We start from the raw sequence: 23,574 nt of genomic DNA on the forward strand, positions 1-23,574 counted from the left end.
AGATAAGATACATATGAAAAAGATACTACGACAAATCATGGCATTGGCCACCCTCTGCTGGGTCATGGCAAGCTGCTCCGATGATACTTTTAATCAAGAATACGGAGAGGGCATGGGCTATTTGCACCTGACGTTAGGAAAGGTGGATGTGGAGCTTACCTCGACCACTAAGGCCGATGCAGGTTCGCTCCCCGATGATCTTATACCGACAACCGCGGATTTCATGATCGATATTAAACAAGGCAGCATTTCCGCCGAGGGCTTCCCCAAGAAATACAGCGAACTGCCGGAGGAAGGAATCGAATTGATGGCTGGAGGATATACGGTAACCGCTTATTGCGGAGAGAACAACCCCGTGCAGAATACTCCATATTTTTCCGGTTCTGCTACTGTGCAGATCCGTCCCAATGAGCCTGTTAAAGCGCCGATAAATGCTGCCTTGGCCAATGCGATGCTGACCCCTGCTGTCAGCGAGAGCCTGCAAAACCATTATTCAGCCTGGACTTTGACTGTTAAGTCGGGAGAGTCCTCGATGAAGCTGGCAGATAACGAAAATGCAGACGGTTGCTTGTTTGTACAGGCCGGACAGCCGGTAAATGCCGTATTCGGGGGAACGAATATATTGGGACATGAGAATTCGCATGAGTGGACAATTATCTCCTCGGTTGCTGCAAAGACGAAATATGTGATCCAATGTGATCCGGATATACCTGTGTTTTCTTTTGGACTAAATGCCGTAGCTGAACATACGACTGATGAATCAGGTTATTTAAATGGAACGAAGGTTTCACTTTCCTTTGGCGATTTATCCAATGTCCCTCTCTCTTTGATTTCAAACTGGAAGGCAACATTGGTCAATGCAACAGGCGAAATCGTACGTAGTTATACCACCAATAATTTCACTAGTACGGGAGATATGGCTGTAGAAAACGATTGGTCTTATTTGCCGCAAGGAAATTATACATTGAGATATAGTTATACAATTGACGGAAATGAGGTAAGTGAGGAGGTAACTGCGATTGAAGCAAAAACAGTTACGATGCCTTTGCCTACTTTTGATGCAGCAGTTTCTGCTCAAACCAGTTATTCGGTTTATACATCGCAAGGAGCAACGGCTGCTAATGAAACAGATGGATCCGGCATCTTTGATATAGCCACCACAACAACTATATCTCCAGATATTTTGAACAATGAGAAATACAGGGATTTATTAAGTATCACTTATTCTTTGGACAGTGGTGAAAGTTCAACAGAGGAATCACCAGTATTTCAAAATCTTCAATGGGGTACACGTAAGTTAACTGCTTTTGCCTTGTTTGATGGAGGTAATGCTACTGCGTCGATGGAGTGTGAGGTTACTGGAATACCGTATAAAGGGGATTATACATCAAAATCTCCATTTGATGATTCTGTAAATCCTTGGATTAGTGTTGGCTCTGGAGAATATTGGGGAGATGTTGGATATATTTTGTTTCAGTATAGTGGTGTTATTAGTACAAGTATAAAATATAATTCTTATGTTTTTTCTCCAACCTTTCAAGTGCCTACTATGGTTGATGTGAGTTATTCAACTAAGGTTATATATTTCACAACTGGAGCAACAGGTAATTCAATAGATATCTATACTGGTGTGAGCAAAGAAACAGACAACAATGTTAAAGATAAAACAACATCTATAAGTAGAATTTTTGTTGCTGCTGGACAAAAACCCAAGGATGATCAATTCACAATAATATCAGACAATACACAAATAGGGAATAACTATAGAGTTTGCATATCTCATAATAGTAACGCGAATAGAAATTGGGTAGATAATTGGGTGATATTTAAATCATTAGAAGTTTTATATAGATAATTGAATGATATTTATGCATAAACAAATCCTATACATTCTCTCCCTGATGGGACTGTTCTCGTTTGCTGCTTGTACGAATGAGGAAAGTCCGTTGCTTTCCGAGGGGACGGGTGAGATCCGATTCTCTGTGGTGGATACAACGGAAATAGAGATTGCTACCAGGGCATCGTACTATTTTGATGTGAATAAGTTTAACGTTAGTTTAAGCCGAGGAAGTGAACAGATTTTCTCTAATAAGAAATATGGCGACCTCGTAGGAAAAACATTTACGTATTCTGCGAGTCCGGATTACGTGCTGACAGCAGAAAGCTGTACAGAGGTCGAAGCGGAAAGTGCGAATCAAGGTTGGGGACAAGCACGTGCAAGTGGAAAAGAGTCTTTTGCTATCGTCAAAGATGAGTCAAAGACTGTAACGGTCAATTGTGGTGTGGTGAATTCGTCTGTAAGAGTTAAGTTCAGCGACTACATAACCAGTATGTTCACTACCTATTCTATCGAACTCCATGCGACTGATGCAACTAGCCGCACTTTTACGTTCGATAAGAGTAACTATACTTTTAAGACGGCTTATTTCAATGTTGGTGAATCGGGAAGAAAGGTGGCCTATACGGTAAGCTTACCTTCCTTCAAGAATCCTTATACGGGGACATTGACTTTGGAGCCTTCCAAGAGTTACAACCTTTCGGTAAAAGTAGAAGGAGAAGGTACCAATACAACAGTTACACTTGGTATTACCGTAGATGGTAAGCTGCTTAAGGAAGAAATCCAGACGGAAGGGATCAATCCCTATCAGTAACCCGCTCTCAATATATCCAGACTGTTCATTCAACTTAAAACAACCGTAAATCCATAACAGCCTTATGCGCCCCAACTCCCCCAAAGCCTGGCTTCTGGCCGCACGCCCCAAGACGCTGACGGCCGCCCTCATCCCCGTGATATTGGGCAGTGCACTGGCCTTTGCCGACCGGCAATTCCAGACAGGGGAAGCGGTGCTATGCCTGCTGTTCGCCTGCCTGATGCAGGTGGCAGCCAACTTTATCAACGACCTGTTCGACTTTCGGAAAGGCAGCGACCGCAGTGACCGTCTTGGCCCACAACGGGCTTGTGCTGAGGGATGGATTACACCGCATGCCATGACAATTGGCATCGGTATCGTGTTGGCACTGGCTTGTGTATGCGGACTCGGCGTATTGTACTTCGCCTGGGGAAACCTGCCGCACGGCGGATGGGAACTGGTACTGCTGGGCGTACTGTGCCTGCTGTTTGCGTTTCTCTACACCACGGTGCTCTCCTACAAAGGCTGGGGCGACGTGCTGGTACTGGTGTTCTTCGGCTTCGTGCCCGTAGGCGGAACCTACTACGTACAGGCAGGGCAGGTGAACTGGGACGTATGCCTGCTGTCGCTCGTATCGGGACTGGTCATCGACACATTGCTGATGGTGAACAACTACCGCGACCGCGAACAAGACCGGATCAGCGGGAAACAGACATTGGTCGTGAGGTACGGAGAACGGTTCGGAGCAGGCATGTATCTGGGACTGGGACTGGCAGCTGTCGCCATCTGTGCCGGCCTGGTCTTCACCGGACGGCTCACGTGGCTGGAATTTATCTGGGCACCATGCATCTACCTCTACCTGCACACCCTGACGTGGCGTAAGATGATAGAAATTAAGGAAGGCAAAGAACTGAACCGCATATTGGGCGAAACTTCACGCAACATGCTGTTCATGGGACTGCTGCTCTGCGCGGCACTGGCCTCCTGACTATTCAGCCTAATTTTCCCTCGTCAAATTGTTAATGAAGTCCGCAAAAATGATAAAGCATGTTATAAAACACGTCTTTTTTCTTGCATTATTTGTAGATTTCCAGAAAACCCGTACATTTGCAATGTGTTTTTCATAGTATTAGATTTAAGGTTAACAAAGGTTGGGCTCAGCGGAGCCCTTTTTTTATGCCCATAAGCGGCCACCCCGACAGCCTTAGCCTCTTCCTGAGAAACCGGGAAAGCAGGCAGAGAATTCCCCAGTTGGCAAAACATTTTTCTCCAGTCAGCAAAAAATTTTTTCCCAACTGAAGAAAAATTATCCGGCCAGTTCCACAACTTCCAGATCCTTGAAAACACCGTCCTCGATAACAAAGCGCACCAACGTACGCACTTTGTGGAAACCATACTTGCCTGCCGCACCGGGATTGATGTGGAGCAGATCGAGCGTTTTGTCATACTTCACCTTCAGGATGTGCGAATGTCCGCTGATAAACAGCTTTGGGGGACGCGTCAGAATGCTACCGGCAATCGAAGGATCGTACTTGCCGGGATAGCCGCCAATGTGTTTCATCAGCACTTCGGCTCCTTCTATCCGAAAACGGAGAGTCTGCGGATAGAGCCGGCGGATATCCTGACCGTCAATGTTGCCATACACCGCCCGAAAGGGACGGAAAGCAGCCAAACGTTCGGCCACTTCGAGTGAACCGATGTCGCCCGCATGCCAGATTTCATCGCACGGTTCGAAATATTGCAGGTATTTCTCGTCCCAATAGCCGTGTGTATCGGATAACAAACCTATTTTTATCATCTTTTCATTTGTTTTTGTCTGCAAAGTAAGTACATTTGTGATACATTCGCAAAAGAAGAAAACGTTATTCGACACCGTGCCGACGTTTCTTCCGCGCCCTAAATCTACAAATTATGGAATACCAATTCTTCAAACGAGATATCAGTTGGCTATCCTTCAACTACCGCGTCCTGCTCGAGGCGGACGACGACTCACTGCCGCTGTACGAACGCATTAACTTTATCTCCATCTATTCGTCGAACCTTGAAGAATTCTACAAGATACGTGTAGCCGACCACAAGGCCATCGCTACCGGCAAAACACCCGAAGACGACGAAAGCGTACAATCTGCCATCGAACTGGTGGATGAAATCAACCGGGAAGTGAACCGACAACTGGAAGACCGTATCCGCATCTACGAGACCAAAATACTGCCTGCCCTGCGCAAACATCACATCATCTTCTATCAAAGCCGACAGGTAGAAGATTTTCATCAGGAGTTTGTCAGCCGCTTCTTCCGCGAAGAGATTTTCCCTTATCTGGCTCCCGTACCGGTGACCAAAGACCGGATTATCTCCTTCCTGCGCGACAACCGCCTCTACCTGGCAGTGCGCCTCTACCGAAAAGAAGTGCCGGATGCAAAGCCGGAGTACTTCGTAATGAAGCTGCCCTACAGCAAGGTACCCCGCTTCATCGAACTGCCGAAAAAGGGGAAAGACTACTACCTGATGTTCATCGAAGACATCATCAAAGCCAATCTGACGACTATCTTCCCAGGTTATCGGGTGGACAGCAGCTATTGCATCAAGATTTCGCGCGACGCGGATATCCTGATAGACGATGCCGCAAGCAGCAACGAAATCATCGAACAACTGAAGACGAAAGTCAAAAAACGAAAGACTGGCGCTGTGTGCCGCTTCGTCTACGATCGCGCCATGCCAGCCGATTTCCTGGAATTTCTGGTAGACGCTTACCGGATAGACCGTAACGAACTGGTGCCGGGCGACAAACATCTCAACCTGGAGGACCTCCGCCACTTGCCCAACCCGAACCCGAATCTGAAGCCTATCCAGAAGCCGCAACCCATGAAACTGAATTGCCTGAACGAACGGGAATCGGTATTCGATTACGTCGAACAACGGGACTTATTGCTGCACTACCCCTATCATTCGTTTGAACACTTCATCCACTTCCTCTACGAAGCTGTCCATGAACCTACAGTAAAGGAGATTATGGTGACACAATACCGTGTAGCTGAAAATTCGGCCGTCATCAATACCCTGATTGCAGCGGCGCAAAACGGAAAGAAAGTCACTGTTTTCGTAGAACTGAAAGCCCGTTTTGATGAAGAGAACAATCTGGCTACGGCAGCCATGATGGAAAAGGCGGGTATCCGCATCATCTACAGCATACCTAAACTGAAGGTGCATGCCAAAGTGGCACTCATACTACGCAAAGATCCGGCAGGCCATAAACTCACCAGCTACGCCTATATCAGTACCGGAAACTTCAACGAAAAGACCGCCACACTCTATGCCGACTGCGGGCTATTCACCTGCAATGCGGTCATCGTGAACGACTTGTACAATCTTTTCCGTACCCTGCAAGGCAAGCAGAAAGCCCCAGTCTTCCATCGTCTGCTCGTGGCACGCTTCAACCTCATCCCCGAACTGAACCGACTGATTGACCGGGAAATAGCCTTGGCCAAAGCCGGAAAGGGAGGACGTATTATCCTGAAGATGAATGCCCTACAGGATCCGGTGATGATAAGCCGCCTGTACGAAGCATCGGAAGCCGGCGTAGAGATAGACCTCATCGTGAGAGGCATCTGCTGCCTCATTCCCGGACAAGCATACAGCCGGCACATCCGCGTGACGCGCATTGTAGATACGTTTCTGGAACATGCACGCGTCTGGTACTTCGGTAACGGCAGAAAGCCACAGCTCTTCCTCGGTTCGCCCGACTGGATGCGCCGCAACCTCTACCGACGGATTGAAGCGGTGACACCTGTGCTCGACAAAAGACTGAGACAGGAATTGACCGATATGCTTCATATCCAACTGGCTGATAAGCGCAAAGCATGTTTTGTGGACGAGGAGTTAAAAAACCGATGGAAATCACCTCATCCACAGACCGAAAAGGTACGAGCGCAATATGCTTTTTATGAATACTTGAAATCTCGTTTGTAACACGATTGTAACATATATGACAAGTATGTGTAACAGAAAAAACCGTCCTTTGCATCCGAATAAAAATTCACTATAATTTATATGGAAACTATCTATCTAGGAATTGTAATTTTCCTGTTCGTCCTCGCAATTTTCGATCTTGTGGTGGGCGTAAGCAACGATGCCGTCAACTTCTTGAACTCTGCTATCGGAGCCAAGGCGGCATCTTTCAAGACTATCATCTTCATTGCAGGCGTAGGAGTCTTCATCGGTGCGGCACTCAGCAACGGTATGATGGACATAGCCCGACACGGCATCTATCAACCGCAACACTTCTACTTCGCGGAGATCATGTGTATTCTACTGGCCGTCATGTTGACGGACGTCGTCCTATTAGACGTATTCAACACGATGGGTATGCCAACCTCGACTACCGTTTCAATGGTATTCGAGCTGCTGGGAGGTACTTTTGCATTATCACTTATCAAGGTTTACAGCAGCGAAGGAACTTTGGGATTAGGCGATCTGATCAATACAGATAAAGCCCTTTCCGTCATCATGGCTATCTTCGTCTCTGTAGCCATTGCATTCTTCTTCGGTATGCTGGTACAATGGTTGGCGCGTATCGTATTCTCATTCAACTACCAAAAGAGAATGAAATACAGCATCGGTATCTTCGGAGGTATCGCTGCCACCAGTATCATCTATTTCATGCTGATAAAGGGTCTGAAGGACAGCTCCTTCATGACTGCAGAATACAAAACCTGGATCCATGACAACACCCTGATGCTGGTAGGCGCATTTTTCGTGTTCTTCACCATCCTAATGCAGATACTCCATATCTGTAAAGTCAATGTTTTCAAAGTAATCGTATTGCTGGGTACCTTTGCTCTCGCTCTGGCCTTTGCAGGAAACGACCTTGTAAACTTTATCGGTGTACCTTTGGCAGGATATTCTTCCTTCATGGACTATACAGCCAACGGACAGGCAGCCGGAGCAGACGGTTACCTGATGACATCCCTCCTGGGACCGGCCAAAACGCCGTGGTATTTCCTTTTTGGTTCGGGTGCAGTCATGGTATACGCCTTAGCAACTTCTAAAAAAGCACACAACGTCATCAAAACATCCGTCGACCTGTCCCGCCAGGACGAAGGTGAAGAAAACTTCGGAAGTACACCTATTGCCCGTACCTTGGTACGCTTCAGCCTGACACTGGCTAACGGGATTTCCAAAATTGTACCCGAAAGCACCAAACAATGGATAGACAGCCGTTTCCGTAAGGATGAAGCCATTATAGCCGACGGTGCCGCCTTCGACTTGGTACGTGCTTCGGTCAATCTGGTACTGGCCGGTCTGCTCATTGCACTGGGTACTTCACTGAAACTGCCCCTATCTACTACCTACGTAACCTTTATGGTAGCTATGGGTACTTCACTGGCCGACCGGGCCTGGGGACGTGACTCCGCAGTATTCCGTATCACTGGTGTACTGAGCGTCATCGGCGGTTGGTTCATCACAGCAGGTGCAGCATTTACTCTATGCTTTTTCGTAGCCCTTATCATCTATTATGGAGGTACAACAGCTATCATTCTGCTCATTGCCCTGGCTGTATTCTCGCTTATCAGAAGCCAAGTAATGTACAAGAAACGCAAGGAGAAAGAAAAAGGCAACGAAACACTGAAGCAACTGCTAAGTAGTACAGACAATAACGAAGTATTGAGACTGTTGCAAACGCATACCCGTGAAGAATTAGGTAAAGTATTGGCCTTCACACAAGAGAACTTTGAACGTACCTCAACTTCATTCCTGCATGAAAATCTGCGCGGACTGCGCCGTTCGATGGGCGCCGTCAAATTTGAAAAGCAGCTCATCAAACAGATGAAACGTACTGGTACACTGGCCATGAGCCATCTGGACAACAATACCATCCTGGAAAAAGGACTTTACTACTACCAGGGCAATGATTTTGCCAGCGAACTGGTATACAGCGTAGGCCGCCTCTGCGAACCTTGCTTGGAGCATGTAGACAATAACTTCGTACCACTCGATGCCATTCAGAAGGGCGAATTTGCAGATGTTACAGAAGACATCACTTACCTGCTTCAGGTATGCCGCAACCGCATCGTCAACAACGATTATGATGGTATGGAAACGGATATCCGTAAAGCCAACGACTTGAACGGCCAACTGGCACACCTGAAACGAGAAGAGTTGCAACGCATACAGAGCCATACAGGCAGTATCAAAGTAAGCATGGTTTACCTGACCATGGTACAAGAAGCCCAAAACGTTGTAACTTATGCCAGCAACTTGCTGAAGGTAAGCCGGAAGTTCCAGGCAGAAGAATAAAGGAAACAGTTTCCTTTCCTTAACGAGAGGAAATCTCTAAACAGAGCGGAGGATCCGAATACGCATTGACGTTTCGAGATCCTTCGCTCTGTTTTTATATCCTGGAGAGTTCAGTATTTACCCTGATCATATTCAGACTGTAAAAACATATCAAAGTAAGAGTTAAGCCCTTGCAAGCATAAACTAAGCGAACAAAACAGAAAGACGGAACAAGCTCTAATACCACAACCGTAAACACCTACATTAGCGACGTAAAGTGGCACTTGAGCCGCGTAAAGAGGGACTTTAGCAGTCTAAAGAGCAACTTTAGAAATACAACAAAAACTACCCTAAATATATGATACAAAAAAAGAGCGCACATCAAAGATGTACGCTCTCGCAATTTTTATAGAAAGTTTTATCAAGCTTCTTCTGCAACTACTTCGAAAGGAATTTCTACAGAAACTTCTTTGTGCAGTTTAACAACTGCTTTGTAGTGACCAACTTCCTTCACAGCGTCTTTTACAACGATGATCTTACGATCAATATTGTGACCCAATTTTGCCAACTCATCAGCAATCTGAATGCTTCCTACAGAACCGAAAATAGTACCTGTGGAGCTTACCTTTGTGGCAATAGTCAGAGAAACGCCTTCCAGCTTTGCAGCCAATTCTTCGGCATCTTTTTTAATTTTCTCCAACTTGTGAGCACGCTGCTTCAGTTCTTCCGCCAACATCTTTTTTGCAGACGGAGAAGCGATAACGGCCTTACCGGTAGGGATGAGGTAGTTGCGACCATAACCAGACTTTACAGTCACGATGTCGTTTTTATAACCCAAGTTTATTACGTCTTCTTTCAATATAATTTCCATACTATCTCCTCCTTATTATTTCATCATGTCAGTTACATAAGGCAGCAATGCCAAGTGACGGGCTCTCTTAACAGCTTGAGCCACACGACGCTGATACTTCAAAGAAGTACCTGTAATGCGGCGGGGAAGAATTTTACCCTGTTCGTTCAGGAATTTCTTCAGGAACTCAGGATCTTTGTAATCGATATACTTGATACCGCTCTTTTTGAAACGGCAGTATTTTTTCTTCTTAACGTCTACTGAGGGCGGAGTTAAATATCTGATCTCTGATTGAACTTGTTGTGCCATGATTAATCCTCCTTTTTAGTTGATTTTACACTTCTTCTTTTTACAGCGTATTCGGCAGCATACTTGTCTTGTTTGAAAGTCAAGAAGCGGATTACACGCTCGTCACGACGGAAGTTAACTTCCAGTTTCTCGATTACAGAAGGTTCTGCATCGAACTCAATCAGCTGATAGAAACCTGTAGACTTCTTCTGGATAGGATAAGCCAGTTTCTTCAGTCCCCAGTTCTCTTCATTTACAATCGCAGCACCTTCAGCAGTAAGGATGCCTTTGAATTTCTCTACCGCTTCCTTCATCTGAACGTCAGACAAAACGGGAGTTAAAATGAAAACGGTTTCGTAATGATTCATACTCGTTTGATTAAATAAATTTAGTTGATTTAAAAATTGCGGTGCAAAGGTAGGCATTTTATTTTGAACTACAAACATTTAATATTTTTTTATTCGTCAATGTAGGATTTATCAGGCAAGAAAACTACCTTTGCAAGGTTGTTTAAACAATATTTCATGATAGAACAGTTCAATTTTGACATGAGGCTGATTTTTGCCATCCTGAACGGAAAGGTATCGGCAGCCATCAACCGGAAACTCTCACGTAACTTCCGACAAAACGGAATGGAAATCACACCCGAACAATGGACCGTACTCATCTTTTTGTGGGAAAAAGACGGAGTGACGCAACAGGAACTGTGCAACGCCACCTTTAAGGACAAGCCTAGTATGACCCGACTGATAGACAACATGGAACGACAGCATCTGGTAGTGCGCATATCGGACAAGAAAGATCGCCGCACCAATCAGATACATTTAACCAAAGACGGAAGAGAACTGGAAACCAAAGCGCGTCGCGTAGCCAATCAAACCTTGAAAGAAGCCCTGAAAGGAGTAAAGCTGGAAGAACTGAGCGTAGGACAAGAATTATTAAAAAAGATCTTCTTCAATATCAAAGACTGAAAGGGGCGGTTCACAGCCCTTCAAACATCACAGAAAAGGGGAAAAAACAAATGAAATTGGACCATTAACAGTTTTTTTGCACAAATAATTTCGCTTGTTAAAGAATTATGCTTTTCTTTGTGACTGAATTGCATGAATATAATAATCTATTAAAAATACACACAAATGAAAGGCTTATTGAAAAACTTGGGATTGATATTAATCCTGGTGGGAGCAATCATTCTGGTAGCATGCTCCTTCACTGGTAATGTTAACAACAATTCTATCTTGGGAGGTGCAGCAGCCGTTATCGTTATCGGCTTGATTACCTACATCGCCATCAACAAGAGAATTGCCGATTAATTCAAAATTCAGACAAAAAATATAAAAGGACGATTGCTAAGCAATCGTCCTTTTATATTTTATATCTATTCTGTCGCTTACTCCAAAGGACAAGCGACAGAATAGCAACTCTAAAATAGAGAAGTCAATTTTCCGGTTCAGGAGTAATCAGTTTGTAGCCCTTGCCATGAATATTTATGATTTCAATAGAATCATCTTCTTTCAGATGCTTGCGCAGCTTCGTTATGTACACGTCCATACTGCGGGCATTGAAATAATTGTCATCAATCCAAATCGTCTTCAAAGCAAAGTCGCGCTGAAGGATCTCATTAGCATGTGCACAGAGCAAGCCTAACAGTTCAGACTCCTTCGTCGTCAACTTCGTCTGCTTTTCAGCCGTAGAAAGGATTTGTTTCTGAGTATCGAATGTAAACTTACCGATCTTATAAATGTTACTTTCTTTGTTCTTCTTACCACGTACACGACGCAAAATTGCCTCGATTCTGAAAGTAAGCTCTTCCATACTGAAAGGTTTGGTGATATAGTCGTCGGCACCAATCTTGAAACCTTCCAGAATATCATCCTTCAATGTCTTTGCCGTTAAGAATATAATGGGGATTTCAGCATTGGCCGCACGCACTTCTTGCGCCAATGTAAAACCATCCTTCTTCGGCATCATAACATCGAATACACATAAGTCATATTTATTTTTCAAAAAGGCTTTATACCCGGCCTCTCCATCGGGAAACAGGTCGGCAGCATAGCCCTTGGCCTGCAAGTATTCTCTCAGCAACATACCGAGATTTTCATCATCCTCGCACAATAAAATTCGCAATTTCTCGTCCATATCAATCAGTTTTTAATAAAGGTAATGCAATAATAAATTTAGTTCCTACGTTAAGTTCGCTTTCAGCCCGAATGGTTCCCTTATGGTCCATAATTATTTTTTTCACATAAGCCAACCCCAATCCAAAGCCCTTTACATCGTGCAGATTACCCGTATGCACGCGATAGAACTTCTCGAATATTTTCTTCAAATTCTCCTTCTTGATACCGATACCATTGTCTTGTACCGAAATCATCAGTTTACCGGATTCATTCCATGTCCTTACCATCAAATGCAAGTCTACATCAGGACGTTTGTACTTCACTGCATTATCCATCAAGTTGAAAATCACATTCGTAATATGCATCTCGTCCACAAAGACATGCGCTTCTGCAGCTTCCAGTTCCGTATCAATCTTTCCATTATAACGCTCCACTTTCAGAGCAAAGGTATGAACAACCCCCTTGATCAGCTCGTTAGCATCTACATCTTTAGGCTTCAGCGTTGCCTTTTGTCTGTCGAACATCGACATCTGCAACACCTTTTCTACCTGAAACCTCAACCGCTTCGTCTCATCATTAATCACTCCCGAGATATGCTGGAACATGGCAGGAGACTTACCTACAGCCGGATCGTTCAACATCTGGGCAGCCAACGAAATTGTAGAAATCGGTGTTTTGAACTCATGGGTCATATTATTGATAAAATCGTTCTTCATTTCTGTCAGTTTCTTCTGACGGAATACGATATAAATCGTAAATATGAATGTAATGAGTAGTACAAAAGTAAAAATCATCGAAGGTATCATAAAGCTGACCGAATCGAAGATATAGTCCTTCTTTCCAGGAAAATGAACCTTCACAATACTCATCCGTGCCGGCGGATCGTTCAAGAACAGCGGCTGTGCATAAGAACTCTCACTTCCCTCATCGCTGTAGTCCGAACAACGATACACTTCCCGACCGTCACGATCAATCACTTTAAAATGATAGTCAAAATCTCCAATGCCATTATCAATCAATCCAGACTTAATGTATTGATCCAGATTTTTGAAATTGACTCTTTCCTCTATAGGCTTATCGCTGGCGTGATAAAGCATATTGAAAACCACATCATCTACCAAAGCACGCTGATACAAATAACGGTTCTTAATCATATCAGCCAACGAACGAGACGTCTGAGGAATAGTCTTTGCACCATGTTTGCGCGAAATCATAGCTCGCGGTAACTCGGATGGTTGGTTGGAGAACGTCTTCAACTCGACCGAAGAACGTATTGTTCCGTCAGGAGAAGTCATCATAAACCGATGAGTCTGCACCATTCCATTTCCGTTCGTACCCTGCGCCTGTTCCCAAGCTTTCTTTTCTGCTTCCGAAATGTCCTCCCGTAGCCAACGAGCCACCTCGGCAGATTCAACATCCTTGGAAGCTGCCATCAAAGCACGTTTCACAGATTCGTCAAACTGCTCATTACGCATCTTTACCATTTCCTCAATATAACTGATCTGCAGATACAACAGACTGAGGAAGGAAAGACCCATTACAACACCTAATATCCAAATCGTAGACTTTTTCATAGCCACAAAATTAACAGTCCCTAATTAACACTCCTAACCCATTAACCAGTTTTAACCCGTACGAAATAACAAATTAACCGATTGAAGCTATTTAGGTTCCATTATCGGAACTATAACAAAACAAGGTCCTGCCTTGTTTGCAAAATTAATAAAAAATTAATAATGACAGTCATTTCCATCAAACTTATTAATGAGAAAACAATAAAAAACCGCCTTTCTTTCGTTAAAAAGATTGGCGGTTTTAACAATTATAAAAAACAGATGAAATGAAGTTGCGTTATTCTTCAGCCTGTTTGGCTTCAAATTCCTTAATCAACTTATCCTGAACATCACCCGGAACAAGTTCATAACTTGCAAATTTCATAATAAACGATGCACGGCCTCCCGTCAAAGAACTCAATGCCGTCGAATAAGAAGACATTTCTTTCAAAGGAACCTTGGCAATCAGTTTCTCGTAACCGGCTTCACTGCTCATACCCATAATCATAGCACGGCGTCCTTGCAGGTCACTCATCACATCACCCATCTTATCAGAAGGAACAAAAACTTCTACATCATAAATAGGTTCCAAAATCTTCGGCCCTGCATTCTTAAATGCTTCGCTAAAGGCATTTCGTCCGGCAAGCATAAAGGAAATTTCATTAGAATCTACGGGGTGCATCTTACCGTCATAAACAATAACACGTACATCACGGGCATACGAACCGGTAAGAGGTCCCTGTTCCATACGAGACATTACACCTTTCAAGATAGCAGGCATGAAACGAGCATCAATGGCTCCACCAACCACACAGTTGACAAACACCAGCTTACCGCCCCATTCCAAAGGAATCTCTTCCGTACCCTTTACATTCATTTTAAATTCCTGTCCATTGAATTTATAGGTATCAGGAGCCGGCATCCCTTCGTAATAAGGCTCCACAATCAGATGAACCTCACCAAACTGTCCTGCACCACCCGACTGTTTCTTATGGCGGTAGTCTGCACGGGCAGCCTTGGTAATAGTTTCACGATAAGGAATACGAGGCTCTTCAAACTTAATCTGAAGTTTTTCGTTGTTCTCTAAACGCCATTTCAATGTACGCAAATGGAATTCACCCTGTCCATGAACAATAGTTTGACGCAATTCTTTTGACTGATCGATGATCCATGTTGGATCTTCTTCGTGCATGCGATTCAAGATGGCCATCATCTTTTCCGTATCGGCTTCGTTTACAGGTTTGATGGCACGCGAATATTTTGAATTCGGATATTTTATAAAATTGAAGCGGTTTTCAGCTCCCTTACCATTCAACGTATTACCGGTATGAACATCTTTCAACTTCACAGTACAGCCAATATCACCAGCCACCATTTCTTCTACCTTGATACGGTTGGCTCCCGCACAAGCATAAATCTGAGCAATGCGTTCCTTGGAACCACGATCGGCATTCGCAAAATCATCACCTTCGTGCACTTTGCCACTCATCACCTTAAAGTACTGCACATCACCAATGTGCGGTTCAACAGCAGTCTTAAAGAAATAAAGAGAAGCAGGACCATCTGCATCTGGCTTAACCACTTCACCACGTGTATTATGTACAGGAGGCATTTCATCAACAAAAGGCACAACATTACCTAAAAATTCCATCAGACGACGAACACCCATATCCTTACCTGCACACACACAAAATACCGGGAACATACCACGACACGCCAAACCTTTACGGATACCTTCACGCATTTCGTCTTCGGTCAATGACTCTTGTTCAAAGAATTTCTCCATCAGCCCTTCATCGTGTTCAGCAGCAGCCTCAACCAAAGCCTTATGCCATTCGGTTGCTTTTTCCATCTCTTCAGCAGGAATATCTTCAATAGTAGGCGCACCTCCCTCGGGTCCCCATGAATATTTCTTCATCAGCAGCACATCGATCAATGAATTGAAGTTTGGACCTGTAGCCAACGGATATTGTACCGGAACAACTTTTGAGCCATAAATCGCCTTCAACTGCTCAAGTATCATATCGTAATCGCACTTCTCATTATCAAGCTGATTCACCAGGAAGATAACCGGTTTACCCAATTTTTCAGTATAACGGAAATGATTTTGGGTACCTACTTCAGGACCATATTGCCCATTCAACAACAAGACAGCAGTATCTGTTACATTGAGCGCCGTCATAGCTGCACCTACGAAGTCGTCACTTCCCGGACAGTCGATAATATTCAATTTCTTGCCATTCCACTCTACATGGAAAACGGTGGAAAACACAGAATAGCCATATTCCTGCTCCACCGGAAAGTAATCGCTGACTGTATTCTTGGCGGTAATTCTTCCGCGACGTTTTATAATACCACTCTCATAGAGCAGCGCTTCTGTGAGAGTGGTTTTACCCGAGCCGTCATTGCCAAGAAGAGCAATGTTTTTGATTTCATTCGTCTGATATACTTTCATGATATATAAGATTTAATGTGAATACTCAGCATGCATGTGCACGCCCTTATTTTTTGTGAGGCGCAAATTAGAAATTAATTACAGAAAAAACAACGAAGTTTAGAATGTTACTAAACTATGTTGTGCAGCATACACACTAAAAAAGCCGGATATCAAGTATAAATATCCGGCTTTTTAGTTCTATCAGTAAGTTAAAAAATCATCATTTCATAGAGACGCTGTGGCATATTGGAGTCAGAATGAATGAGAATTCATAATTACCATAAGGTATCTGATACTGTGGCAAAGGCCACGCTCCCCAACTGTTTACACAGCCAAGTCCCATCTGTACCTTGTCAATACACAGATTGGTCAAATCAGCCTTCTCCACTTCAGGTGAATGACGCTGGTCTTTATCCCAACCATCATCCAAAGAGTCAATAGTGTAGTGCAGAGCCGAAGCTGAGAAAGGAGCCTCAGCAACAATCTTCAAGCCACAATTAGCTGCATTCAGCTGTTTCCACCAACGAATGTCGGTTTTTGTACCAGTTTCCTGCGGACGAATATAGGAATAGAACTGATCATCCACGCTCTGACGATACAATCCCAAATCAGTAGAATGGTTACGGTCTATGTAGTTTTCTATCGGACCACGGCCATAATATTCAATCGTTTCAAATGACTTGGGCATCTGCAACTGCATACCGAAACGGAACATCGGAGCCACTTTGGCCTGCGCATCGGCAGTCATTTTCTGAGTAACCTTCACAGCTCCCTTATTATTGATAACATAGGTCAGATTCAGCTTGGCAGAAACATTCTTCATTTCATACTCTGCATTTACAACAACCTGTCCATCATTCATATTCCACTCAAAAGACGTAAGGTTCAGACCTGGATCCTTCCAAACGGCAAACTTCCGCTGTAGACCTGCACCCATATCATTATCGGTCGGTGCACGCCAGAAATTGGGTGTCAGCTGTGTTCCTTCTTTCATCATCTCCGTACCTGCAACCTCGTATCGTGAAAGATAACCTGTATGCTTATTGAACTCCAGACTGAAATTCTCGCCCTCTACAACCAAGTAGTTCCAATCGTTTTCTTTCACTTGGGGAACAACTACGGCGACATTAGCTTCTTCTACATTCTTCAAATTCATATCGGGAACTTTATATGGATTCAGCACCAATTGATCTTTTGCTACCACGTGACCAGCTGGCAACAATCCTTCACGGTTCTTCAAACGATATGAAACATTGAGTACCCATTCCTTACATTCACAAACACGCCCCAGATCCAATTTAACCTTCGCAGTTTGCTGGGGAGCTACATTCAGATTTTCGACTCTTCCACTACGAATAGCTTCGCCATTGGCAAGCACAGTCCATTCCATATAATAAGCAGATAAATCGCGGAAGAAGTTTTCATTGTACACATTCAGTTCGCCTTGAGCTAAATTAGCTGGAGTTGTCCAAATGTTCTGATAGAAATAACCAACTTCGTACATGTGAGGATTGGGAACACGATCCGGACTGATCAGACCGTTATCACAGAAGTTGTTGTCAGAAGCATCATAACGGTTGAAATCACCGCCATAAGCGTAGATGCTAACACCATCCTTACCCGTCCAACGTACAGACTGATCTACAAAATCCCAAATAAAACCGCCCTGTAAAGCTGGATACTTACGAATCAAATCCCAATATTCTTTAAAACCTCCTTGAGAGTTACCCATCGCATGGGCATATTCGCACTGAATCAGCGGTTTCTTGATATCTTTAGTGCGAGCGTATTTCTCCATGTGGTTATAATCGGCATACATAGGACAATATACATCTGTAAACTCATTACCATGAGCTTGCTCATACTGGACAGGACGGCTCGAATCTTCAGCTTTCACCCAATTGTAAGCAGCCTCAAAGTTCGGTCCAAAACCAGCCTCATTACCCAATGACCAGAATATGATACTGGGGTGATTGAATCCACGCTGCACGTTACGCTGGTTACGTTCCAGATGTGCCTTCTTATAATCGGCACGTTTAGCCAAGGTTTCATCACCATAACCCATACCGTGGGATTCTACATTTGCCTCAGCAATAACATAAATACCATACTTATCACACAAATCATACCACAGATTGGCATCTGGATAGTGGCAAGTACGTACAGCATTAATATTAAACTTCTTCATAATCTGGATATCCTGCAACATGCGTTCGGAAGATACAACGTAACCACCGTCCGGATCCAGTTCATGACGGTTAGCTCCCTTAAAGAGTACAGCCTTGCCGTTCACCAATATCTGTCCGTTCTTTTGTTCTATTTTACGGAAACCTACCTTAACAGGTATCACTTCTGTACTGCCCTGCATAGAAGCACGTAAGGTATACAGATAAGGAGATTCCGCACTCCACTTGAACGGATTCTCGACATTCATCACTACAGAACCATTACCTTTAGCCGTAGCTGTAGCCACTTGCTTACCAGCCGCATCCAACAATTCCAGATTAACAGTACCTACACCTTTCAAGGTCAAAGCAATGTTCAATGAGCCATTCTTATAATCAGCATCCAAATCAGGCGTTACGCGGATATCCTCAATACGCTTCTTATCGCGTGCATAAAAGTAACAATCACGACCAACCCCACTGAAACGGAAAAAGTCCTGGTCTTCTAAATAAGTTCCATCACACCAACGGAACACCTGAAAAGCAATAAGATTCTTCTGCCCTGGCTTCAAAAAAGAAGTCAGATTGAACTCAGCTTCCAGCTTACTATCCTCACTGTAACCTACATATTTCCCATTTACCCACAAATACATGTTCGATGTCACCGAACCAAAATGAGCAATGATATCTTTTCCTTTCCACGAAGCCGGAATAACAAACTCCCGACGATAAGAACCAACATGATTATTCTCCGTTGGTACCTGAGGAGGATTATTTTTGAACTGATTACGCCATGCATAACCTGTATTTACATAGATAGGATCACCATATCCATTCAATTCCCATACAGCCGGCACTTGTATATTGTCCCAACCCAAGTCGTTATAACCTACTTTCCAAAAATCAGTAGGACGAGAATCAGCATCCTTCACCCAGAAAAATTTCCAGGAGCCATTCATGGACATGTAATTAGAAGACTGTTCTTTTTTACCCACCGTAGCAGCATCGCCCGACTCATAGGCAAAATAATTAGTGTGCATGGGAGCACGATTAACGGCATTCACTTCCGGATCTTGCCATTCCTTGAAAGACTGTGCGCTCCCACCTATAGCCAAAGCAGCAAACAGCCCTGTAATAAGTTGTTTCTTCATGATACAAATAGTTTTATAAATATAGCGGCATGAAGAGTAACTTTTCCAACATGCCGCTACAAAGATAGGAGAAATGAAAATATAATCAGATGAAATATATTTCAAATATGATACAAAATTAATTCAATTGCAGGCGATATACCCCAAATGAACGTGCAGGAAGTTGTATATTCATCGATTGGCCTTTCACTTGAACTGGACGAACACGAGGAACCAAAATTTCCTGTTCCAGCGAATTTACAGTTTTCCAATCATCATTTTGCAAGTAAATGCAACTGCCCGATACAAGTTGACGTTTTTTCAATCCATTAAAATCAATCTTCACATCAGAAGGTTTTGCACCAACGTTCACCAGTTTCAAAATAATTTCTCCTGTAGGTGCATCTAAGGCAGCCGTTGCATACAAGCTATCCTGTCCGGCTACCGGTTCTCCATCCATCTGCAGGCGAAGCACATCTGTTCCGGCATTCATACCATACATCTGCTGAACATAATAATTAGGAGTACGCATCATACGCAAATTATCATACCAAATCAGATCTGGATTCCATTGCCAAGCATCTACGTGAGCAAACAAAGGAGCATAGGTTGCCAAATGTACGACATCGGCATTACGTTCTAATCCTGTCATGAAAGCAGCCTCAGACAAAGCTGCAAACAAGTTGTTAGCTTTTCCGGTCGGGTGATCATGTGCAGCATATTCACCGGCAAATACTTTTGGTCCTTTACGGTCGTAACTGTCGTAGCGTTTAGCATTCTCCAAAAACCATTTGGGTTCCATGTAATAATGTTCATCCACTAAATCCACTCCTACCCGCTTCATTTCAGGCCATAAATAGTCAAACTTATCCCCTGAAGCGCTAGGTCCGGACGATCCGATCACCTTGATATTCGGATATTTCTCACGAATAGCCTTGGTAAACACTTCCAGACGTTCCACATACACTTTATCCCACTGCTCGTTACCCACAGCAATCATTTTTAAATTAAACGGTTCGGGATGTCCCATTTCTGAACGTACCTTACCCCAAGTCGTATTCACATCACCATTGGCAAATTCTATCAGATCGAGAGCGTCCTGTACATAAGGATCTAGCTCGTCCAAAGGAACGATCTCATTGCTTTCGTACTGGCATGAAAGTCCACAGCTAATCACCGGCAAAGGTTCTGCACCGATATCTTCGCTTAACAAGAAATATTCATAAAAACCTAAACCTAAACTCTGGAAATAGTCAGGAAAGGCTTTATGCTTAAAAGTATAGTTCCAACGATTTTCATTCAAAGGACGATTTTCTACTGGACCAACTGAATTTTTCCACTGATAACGTGTAGCCAAGCTGTTCCCTTCGATAATACAACCTCCTGGGAAACGGAAAACACCGGGATTCAAATCATACAAGGCTTGTGCAAGATCGGCACGCAATCCGTTTTCCCGTCCTTTCCATGTTTTAACAGGGAACAAAGAAATATGATCCATATCCACCGTTCCTTTTGTCAGCAACACGATGCGTAACCGTGCATGGGCATCTGTAAACGGAGACTTCAAAATAACCGTCTGCTTCTTCCATTCATTACCTTTTATCTCGATTTCTTTCTTCAAAGGATTGGAACCGTCTGCACGAACCAACTCGATTGAAAGCTTCATGGAACCAGCATCAAGCGTACGGGTATACACAGAAAAACGATATTCTTCTCCTTGTTTCAAACCAATACCTGTAAATCCTTCATTATCGAGACCCGCACGTAACAAACGTCCGTCATTCACAACACGCACATAATGTGGATTACGATCAAAGCAGGGATTCTCACTTTGGATTGTCACATTACCAAAAGGAACCCATCCTACAAAAGGTTGAGGAAACTCAAACGAACGATTTTTCACCAATTCAGCATATAAGCCACCATCCGCACCAAAATTGATATCTTCAAAGAAAATGCCATACATCGTAGGCTGTATCTTGGCTGTCGGCTTTGCAACATCGACAGTCATCACATGTTGTTGTGCTTGCAGGCCCATCGCAAGAGACAAGGCCAAAATTGTCGTTATTTTCTTCATATATAAATATATTTAATGATTAAAAAATCCATTATCTTCCTGTTCTACCACCTTCTGTAGCTGCGCCGACGAAGCGCCAACTTCAATAGGAAGCCATACTTCCATATCTCCTTCTCCCCGATGTGCCCATGCATAATAAGGAATCAGAGTCAATTTGACATCTTTCACAATCAACCTACCTGCTGCATCATAACTGAGAGCTTGCGCATCGGTGGTAATCTCACAAATACCATACAACAGATCCGGATTGTTTACCACTTGAAAAGAAGGATGCTGATTTAGCAGGATATTATGCACATTAAAATCATTGTCTGGCCATTCTGCACAATACACAATAGGACCACGTTCTACAGCTACTCGTCCACGGTCAGCTGCAACTTTTTCATTGGCTCTAACAACACGAGATTGCATATCAAAATGTACTTCTACCACATCTCCTTTTTTCCATTTGCGTTCAATCTGCAAATAGCCTTTCTGAAGTTCTCCTTCTACAGCTTCTCCATTGACCGTTACCGTATAGCCAAGCTTTTGTTCGTCATCATAACGATATAAATCTCCCGGAAGCACTTCATTGCGTACCCAACCGGGTATACGAAGATTCATCGTAAACGGTAGCGTTCCCTTCACCACCCGGATACGGATATCACCGTTCCAAGGATAAGATGTTTCCTGCTCAAGCACAATCTTCTTGTTATTAACCTTCAATTCACCACGATTGCCCATATAAAGATTAACGTACACGTGATCATCCTTTACGGCATAGACATATCCAGGTAAGGATGGTATGAAACGACTGATATTACTAGGGCAGCAAGCGCATCCAAACCAAGGTTTACGGCTATAACCACCTGCCGAAGCCAACGGATTAGGATAGAAGAACGAACCGCCATCCAAAGAGACCCCAGAAATTAAACCATTGTATAATGTACGCTCCAATACATCGAGATATTTGGCATCACCGTGTAATAAAAACAGGCGGTAATTGACATACACATTACCAATGGCTGCACATGTTTCATTATAGGCCGAAAGATTTGGGAGTTCATAATTATCACCAAAGGCTTCACCGGCATGACGTGAACCAATTCCTCCTGTAATGTAAATTTTCTTATTAACAATGTTTTCCCAAATCTTATCCACAGCTTTAATGTAAGAGGAATCGCCTATAATGGCAGCTACATCCGCCATGCCTGCATACATGTAAGTAGCACGTACTGCATGACCTACAGCCTCATCCTGTTCCAATACAGGCTTATGAGCCTGGCTATAGGCATCCTTACGACTCGTATAGCCACGTGCATCCAAGAAAAACTTTGCTTGGTCAAGATATTTACGGTCGCCAGTCACAAGGTAAAGGCGTACTAAGGCCATTTCGGCTATCTGATGCCCCGGGACTAATTTCTTCTGATCCGGCCCGTTGCCAATAGCCTTACAGACACAGTCGGCATACTTAATGGCAATATCCAAGAAATTACGTTTGCCGGTAGCCTGATAATGAGCTACAGCACCTTCCACCATATGTCCCAAGTTATAGAACTCATGGCTGAGTTCCTCTACCTTTGTCCAACGTTCCGGGCCAGCCCAGTCATGGGGATGTTTCGGATTCATGGTACGGGCAGTATATAGATACCCGTCGGGCTCCTGAGCAGCAGCTACAATCTGTAGAACACTGTCAATATATTTCTCCAGTTTCTTGTCCGGATAGGTTTGCAAGAGGTAGCTAGCACCTTCAATCGTCTTATAAACATCCGTATCATCAAACGAGAAACCTTCTACTTTATATTCATCACTGGGATGGGCCGCTCTTACAAAATTCTCATAACGTCCTGTTTCCTCACATTTACTGAAAGCCAGCGGAATAGTCACTTCGCGACTGGCTTTGAGGCGCTGTCCCCAAAAGCTATCGGTCACTTTAACCGAAGTAAAGGGAACCGGATCAATGGGGTAGCCGGAATGTAAAGTTTCTTTCTGTGCGGCCAGACTGCCCACTAGTAGGACAGCTACAGCCAATAAACATGTTCTTTTCATGGTTAACTATTAATCAGTCGTAC

At 43.8% G+C, this 23,574-nt stretch carries 18 protein-coding genes; 7 read left to right on the plus strand and 11 right to left on the minus strand.

Annotated features, from left to right (window positions below; genetic code table 11):
- Positions 1-13: 13 nt before the first annotated feature.
- The 3 genes from BQ8005_RS07260 to menA all read left to right on the plus strand — a co-directional run bounded on the left by BQ8005_RS07260 (position 14) and on the right by menA (position 3,618).
- Positions 14-1,855, plus strand: a complete 1,842-nt coding sequence (locus tag BQ8005_RS07260; protein ID WP_075317577.1) for a DUF4493 domain-containing protein — start codon at positions 14-16, stop codon at positions 1,853-1,855.
- Between the two features lie 13 nt (positions 1,856-1,868).
- Positions 1,869-2,651, plus strand: a complete 783-nt coding sequence (locus tag BQ8005_RS07265; protein ID WP_075319021.1) for a DUF4493 domain-containing protein — start codon at positions 1,869-1,871, stop codon at positions 2,649-2,651.
- Positions 2,652-2,715: 64 nt separating this feature from the next.
- Positions 2,716-3,618 (plus strand): 1,4-dihydroxy-2-naphthoate octaprenyltransferase, encoded by a 903-nt coding sequence (gene menA / locus BQ8005_RS07270; protein WP_075317578.1) that lies wholly within the window; start codon positions 2,716-2,718, stop codon positions 3,616-3,618.
- A gap of 62 nt (positions 3,619-3,680) precedes the next feature.
- Here the strand turns inward: menA and BQ8005_RS17375 are convergent, their stop codons facing one another.
- On the minus strand, positions 3,681-3,956 hold the full coding sequence (locus BQ8005_RS17375; protein ID WP_159436224.1) for a hypothetical protein: 276 nt from the start codon (positions 3,954-3,956) through the stop codon (positions 3,681-3,683).
- The gene (locus BQ8005_RS07280) at positions 3,937-4,428 is read right to left on the minus strand and encodes a metallophosphoesterase family protein (RefSeq protein ID WP_021847999.1); all 492 of its coding nucleotides are present in this window, start codon (positions 4,426-4,428) and stop codon (positions 3,937-3,939) included. The genes BQ8005_RS17375 and BQ8005_RS07280 overlap by 20 nt, the downstream gene beginning before the upstream one ends.
- Positions 4,429-4,541: 113 nt before the next feature.
- On the opposite strand from BQ8005_RS07280, the gene BQ8005_RS07285 reads away from it, so the two are divergent.
- Positions 4,542-6,596: an RNA degradosome polyphosphate kinase gene (locus BQ8005_RS07285; protein WP_075317579.1), complete on the plus strand. Its 2,055-nt coding sequence runs from the start codon at positions 4,542-4,544 to the stop codon at positions 6,594-6,596.
- A gap of 81 nt (positions 6,597-6,677) precedes the next feature.
- Positions 6,678-8,924, plus strand: a complete 2,247-nt coding sequence (locus tag BQ8005_RS07290; RefSeq protein WP_075317580.1) for an inorganic phosphate transporter — start codon at positions 6,678-6,680, stop codon at positions 8,922-8,924.
- A 400-nt stretch (positions 8,925-9,324) separates the two neighbouring features.
- Here BQ8005_RS07290 and rplI read toward each other — a convergent pair whose 3' ends face one another.
- From rplI to rpsF, 3 genes are read right to left on the minus strand one after another with little or no spacing between them, the layout of a single operon-like run.
- Positions 9,325-9,774: a 50S ribosomal protein L9 gene (rplI, locus tag BQ8005_RS07295; protein WP_021847996.1), complete on the minus strand. Its 450-nt coding sequence runs from the start codon at positions 9,772-9,774 to the stop codon at positions 9,325-9,327.
- A gap of 15 nt (positions 9,775-9,789) precedes the next feature.
- Positions 9,790-10,062 carry a 30S ribosomal protein S18 gene (gene rpsR / locus BQ8005_RS07300; protein ID WP_022020414.1) on the minus strand — a complete coding sequence of 91 codons (273 nt, stop codon included), beginning with the start codon at positions 10,060-10,062 and terminating at the stop codon, positions 9,790-9,792.
- 2 nt (positions 10,063-10,064) lie between these two features.
- Positions 10,065-10,409, minus strand: coding sequence for a 30S ribosomal protein S6 (gene rpsF / locus BQ8005_RS07305; protein ID WP_075317581.1), 345 nt, complete (start codon positions 10,407-10,409; stop codon positions 10,065-10,067).
- 156 nt (positions 10,410-10,565) lie between these two features.
- On the opposite strand from rpsF, the gene BQ8005_RS07310 reads away from it, so the two are divergent.
- Both BQ8005_RS07310 and BQ8005_RS17520 read left to right on the plus strand, forming a co-directional pair.
- Entirely contained in the window at positions 10,566-11,012 is a 447-nt protein-coding gene (locus BQ8005_RS07310; protein WP_021847994.1) for a MarR family winged helix-turn-helix transcriptional regulator, read from the plus strand.
- 165 nt (positions 11,013-11,177) lie between these two features.
- Positions 11,178-11,354, plus strand: a complete 177-nt coding sequence (locus tag BQ8005_RS17520; protein ID WP_021847993.1) for a hypothetical protein — start codon at positions 11,178-11,180, stop codon at positions 11,352-11,354.
- A gap of 124 nt (positions 11,355-11,478) precedes the next feature.
- Here BQ8005_RS17520 and rprY read toward each other — a convergent pair whose 3' ends face one another.
- From rprY to BQ8005_RS07340, 6 genes are all read right to left on the minus strand, one after another.
- Entirely contained in the window at positions 11,479-12,180 is a 702-nt protein-coding gene (gene rprY, locus BQ8005_RS07315) for a response regulator transcription factor RprY (RefSeq protein ID WP_021847992.1), read from the minus strand.
- A gap of 1 nt (position 12,181) precedes the next feature.
- On the minus strand, positions 12,182-13,735 hold the full coding sequence (locus BQ8005_RS07320; RefSeq protein ID WP_021847991.1) for a sensor histidine kinase: 1,554 nt from the start codon (positions 13,733-13,735) through the stop codon (positions 12,182-12,184).
- Positions 13,736-14,012: 277 nt separating this feature from the next.
- Complete coding sequence (locus BQ8005_RS07325) at positions 14,013-16,169, minus strand: elongation factor G (protein ID WP_075317582.1); 2,157 nt, start codon at positions 16,167-16,169, stop codon at positions 14,013-14,015.
- A gap of 202 nt (positions 16,170-16,371) precedes the next feature.
- Positions 16,372-19,467 (minus strand): beta-galactosidase, LacZ type, encoded by a 3,096-nt coding sequence (locus BQ8005_RS07330; protein WP_075317583.1) that lies wholly within the window; start codon positions 19,465-19,467, stop codon positions 16,372-16,374.
- Between the two features lie 118 nt (positions 19,468-19,585).
- Positions 19,586-21,523 carry an alpha-L-arabinofuranosidase C-terminal domain-containing protein gene (locus BQ8005_RS07335; protein WP_075317584.1) on the minus strand — a complete coding sequence of 646 codons (1,938 nt, stop codon included), beginning with the start codon at positions 21,521-21,523 and terminating at the stop codon, positions 19,586-19,588.
- 12 nt (positions 21,524-21,535) lie between these two features.
- A complete protein-coding gene (locus BQ8005_RS07340; RefSeq protein WP_075317585.1) occupies positions 21,536-23,551 on the minus strand; it encodes a glycoside hydrolase family 127 protein in 2,016 nt (671 codons plus the stop codon).
- Between the last annotated feature and the right edge of the window lie 23 nt (positions 23,552-23,574).

This window comes from Bacteroides togonis (assembly GCF_900130135.1).
GTDB classification, from domain to species: Bacteria; Bacteroidota; Bacteroidia; order Bacteroidales; family Bacteroidaceae; genus Bacteroides; species Bacteroides pullorum.

Bases quoted from the DNA above. Each gene is read 5' to 3' on its own strand.
- BQ8005_RS07260 (WP_075317577.1), top strand. From the start codon at position 14: ATGAAAAAGATACTACGACAAATCATGGCATTGGCCACCCTCTGCTGG.
- BQ8005_RS07265 (WP_075319021.1), top strand. From the start codon at position 1,869: ATGCATAAACAAATCCTATACATTCTCTCCCTGATGGGACTGTTCTCG.
- menA (WP_075317578.1), top strand. From the start codon at position 2,716: ATGCGCCCCAACTCCCCCAAAGCCTGGCTTCTGGCCGCACGCCCCAAG.
- BQ8005_RS07280 (WP_021847999.1), bottom strand. From the start codon at position 4,428: ATGATAAAAATAGGTTTGTTATCCGATACACACGGCTATTGGGACGAG.
- BQ8005_RS07285 (WP_075317579.1), top strand. From the start codon at position 4,542: ATGGAATACCAATTCTTCAAACGAGATATCAGTTGGCTATCCTTCAAC.
- BQ8005_RS07290 (WP_075317580.1), top strand. From the start codon at position 6,678: ATGGAAACTATCTATCTAGGAATTGTAATTTTCCTGTTCGTCCTCGCA.
- rplI (WP_021847996.1), bottom strand. From the start codon at position 9,774: ATGGAAATTATATTGAAAGAAGACGTAATAAACTTGGGTTATAAAAAC.
- rpsR (WP_022020414.1), bottom strand. From the start codon at position 10,062: ATGGCACAACAAGTTCAATCAGAGATCAGATATTTAACTCCGCCCTCA.
- rpsF (WP_075317581.1), bottom strand. From the start codon at position 10,409: ATGAATCATTACGAAACCGTTTTCATTTTAACTCCCGTTTTGTCTGAC.
- BQ8005_RS07310 (WP_021847994.1), top strand. From the start codon at position 10,566: ATGATAGAACAGTTCAATTTTGACATGAGGCTGATTTTTGCCATCCTG.
- BQ8005_RS17520 (WP_021847993.1), top strand. From the start codon at position 11,178: ATGAAAGGCTTATTGAAAAACTTGGGATTGATATTAATCCTGGTGGGA.
- rprY (WP_021847992.1), bottom strand. From the start codon at position 12,180: ATGGACGAGAAATTGCGAATTTTATTGTGCGAGGATGATGAAAATCTC.
- BQ8005_RS07320 (WP_021847991.1), bottom strand. From the start codon at position 13,735: ATGAAAAAGTCTACGATTTGGATATTAGGTGTTGTAATGGGTCTTTCC.
- BQ8005_RS07325 (WP_075317582.1), bottom strand. From the start codon at position 16,169: ATGAAAGTATATCAGACGAATGAAATCAAAAACATTGCTCTTCTTGGC.
- BQ8005_RS07330 (WP_075317583.1), bottom strand. From the start codon at position 19,467: ATGAAGAAACAACTTATTACAGGGCTGTTTGCTGCTTTGGCTATAGGT.
- BQ8005_RS07335 (WP_075317584.1), bottom strand. From the start codon at position 21,523: ATGAAGAAAATAACGACAATTTTGGCCTTGTCTCTTGCGATGGGCCTG.
- BQ8005_RS07340 (WP_075317585.1), bottom strand. From the start codon at position 23,551: ATGAAAAGAACATGTTTATTGGCTGTAGCTGTCCTACTAGTGGGCAGT.